We start from the raw sequence: 2466 nt of genomic DNA, 5'->3' as shown, positions 1-2466 counted from the left end.
CGTAATCAGGGTTTAGAATGATACGTTGCCCCTCTTTATCCAGATTCATGAGGCCTATATCATACTGATGTGTGTTTAACCACTTAGAGGCAATCACTTGCGGGTTTAAGGATTTAAAGGCTTGTCGTTTATCACAAAAGACGTGCACCGTTTTGTGGTTTCTAATTCGTCCTAACGCTTGCATGCAATCATTGGCGGTGTTGACGCAGGATTGAAACACACCGCCTACAAAATCAAAATGGCCGTTATCAATAGAAACACCGGTACTGACAGAGGGTGTACAGACCAGGTAATCGTAGCGTTTTGACACAACATTGACGTTATTAAAAAAAGCCTGATTTTCAGCATCACCAGCATTATCACTAGAAATATAAAGACCCTTCTTTTCAGGAAAGGCCATGTTCAGCGCGGAATAGGTTTTAAAGGCTTCCTTTTTGGAATTAAAGGCAAGGTATACTTTTTGTTCTTGCTCTAAAGCTTGCATGGCACTCATTTGTACGCTCTCAGGGCTTTCGTGAAAGGCGATTTGGCGCGCGCTTCCTGGCTCAAAGCGATTAAAGTGAACGGTTACTGGTTTGTCTGGGCAAAATCGTTGAACCATTTGTACTGTTGCTTTTGACAGATGTGCATCGAGGCAAATCAGAGACGCGGCATTGGCCATCACGTGTTGCAGTACAGAAAATATCAAGGGCTTTTGTTCAATATGGGAAGTCAGACGCGCAAGCACCTGTTCGATTTCATCAATGATGACCACATCATAGTGCCTTAATGCGCCTTCTGCGGTGAGTTTTCCTAAGGAATTAAGACAAATGGCCAGGCGATGCTCGATTTGTAAGTCAAAATTATCACACTCATTATAACTGGTTAACCCTAATCTTTGAGCGGCACTTTCTACCAGTGAAATAAGATGGGTTGTGAACAAAATGGATTGTTTGGGGTTTTGTTTCACCAGGTGCTCAACTATGGCCGTTTTTCCTGTACCAATGGCAGAACGCACTAAATGTACGCCCTCTCGTTTAAATACATCATTGGGTAAATAACGACTGTTATAGGATAGCTTTACGCCATCGGTAAATTGACCAGGTGCCACCGCTCCATGGGCATGTTGGTTAAACTGTCGTAATTCATGCCATAAGCCTAAATGGATATCAGGTTTTTGGGGGATGGTTGAGACTAAGCGATTTAATCCGTCTAACCGATGTAAATCATTAAAGTCAGTAGCCTCTTTAATCAGTTCTAAATCGAATGTTGAAAAATCAGGCGTGCAGACCAAGGCGCCTCTTAGTTTAAACGCAGTACGGTTGGCTTGAATGAGTCCAGTGTTGCCTAAAACCCGCCCAAATTTGGTTCTATTTTCTGCTTTTTGCCAGTCATTATCAGCCCAGATGATAATCTGTGTTTTAGGATAGTGGCGTTTTAATGATTTACATACTGGCAGAAGATTAAAGGCATCAAGAGCTGCAAAGACAGGCTCTCCAGTCGCGCGATGTATGGATGCAGCAGTTGCCATCCCTTCGCATACATGAATGGTGCTTATTTTTTCAGGTAAGGAAGGACAACCTATCAGCGCAAAATGCCCTTTTTTAGATAATCCTTTTGTAAAGCGTTTTTGACCGTCATTAAAAATGCGTTGCAGACCTAAAAAAGTATTATGGGTATCAATAATGGCGACTGCAATATGATGTTTGGCGTGTTTAATTCCTGGAATAATACCTTCGGATAACCCTTTTCGTTTGAGGTAGTGACTATCGCCCGCATCAGTCATGGAGTGCCAGGATTCTTTATCACGAGCAATCCAGTCAATGGGATTGATTTCGGGCACGGACTCAATACGGGTTTTAATCGCCGTTTTTACGGGCGATGAAAAAAGCCCTCCCCTCGCCTCTTGCCATAGTGCTTTAAGTACAGACTTGCTATCAAAGCGCTCAGAGTGACCACCGTGTCGAAAGGTGTAATAGGTCAATGCGAGATAGGCAATCCCATCGCTGTTATATTCCAATGTTGCGCGATAACTTTGTTTTTTCGCTGGTTTATCAATGTAATGCCATCGATTATCTACGATTAGGCTGCTTACAGGGGATCGTAGGTCTTCCCCATGCTCATTGAGAAAAGCAATCCCTTCATCAATTAATCGAGCCTCGATGGATTGCTTGTTCTCAATTGCCCATTGGGCAAAAGACGTACTATTCACTCGTTCTAACGAGTTGTTATTCTTATTAAAAAATCCCATTATACATGTCCCTTACACCAAAAAATCTTGATGTTTATAGGGAACAAAGCTAAACTAATTAGTGGATGGATCCAAAAATTTCGATGGAACTTCTAATTTCCTTGAGTATTTTTGGTGTTTAGCTTTGTTCCGAGCTAATCGTTATACAATTCATGAGTGGTTTCGCACACCACTCATGAAATCTAATCTCTAATCTCTAATCTCTAATCTCTAATCTCTAATCTCTAATCTCTAAT

1 protein-coding gene is annotated in these 2466 nt (G+C 41.8%); it reads right to left on the bottom strand.

The genetic code is table 11. The features are described from left to right. Window positions 1–2230, bottom strand: a 2230-nt coding sequence (locus Q0495_RS04875) for a plasmid replication protein, CyRepA1 family (protein ID WP_298623721.1), incomplete at its 3' end; no start/stop codon positions are given. Window positions 2231–2466 lie beyond the last annotated feature (236 nt).

Origin of the sequence: uncultured Legionella sp. (assembly GCF_937871865.1) — a bacterium.
In the GTDB taxonomy this organism is placed as follows: Bacteria; Pseudomonadota; Gammaproteobacteria; order Legionellales; family Legionellaceae; genus Legionella.
The sequence above is the reverse complement of the archived record's forward strand: the minus strand, read 5'-3'. Positions and strand labels throughout refer to the sequence as shown.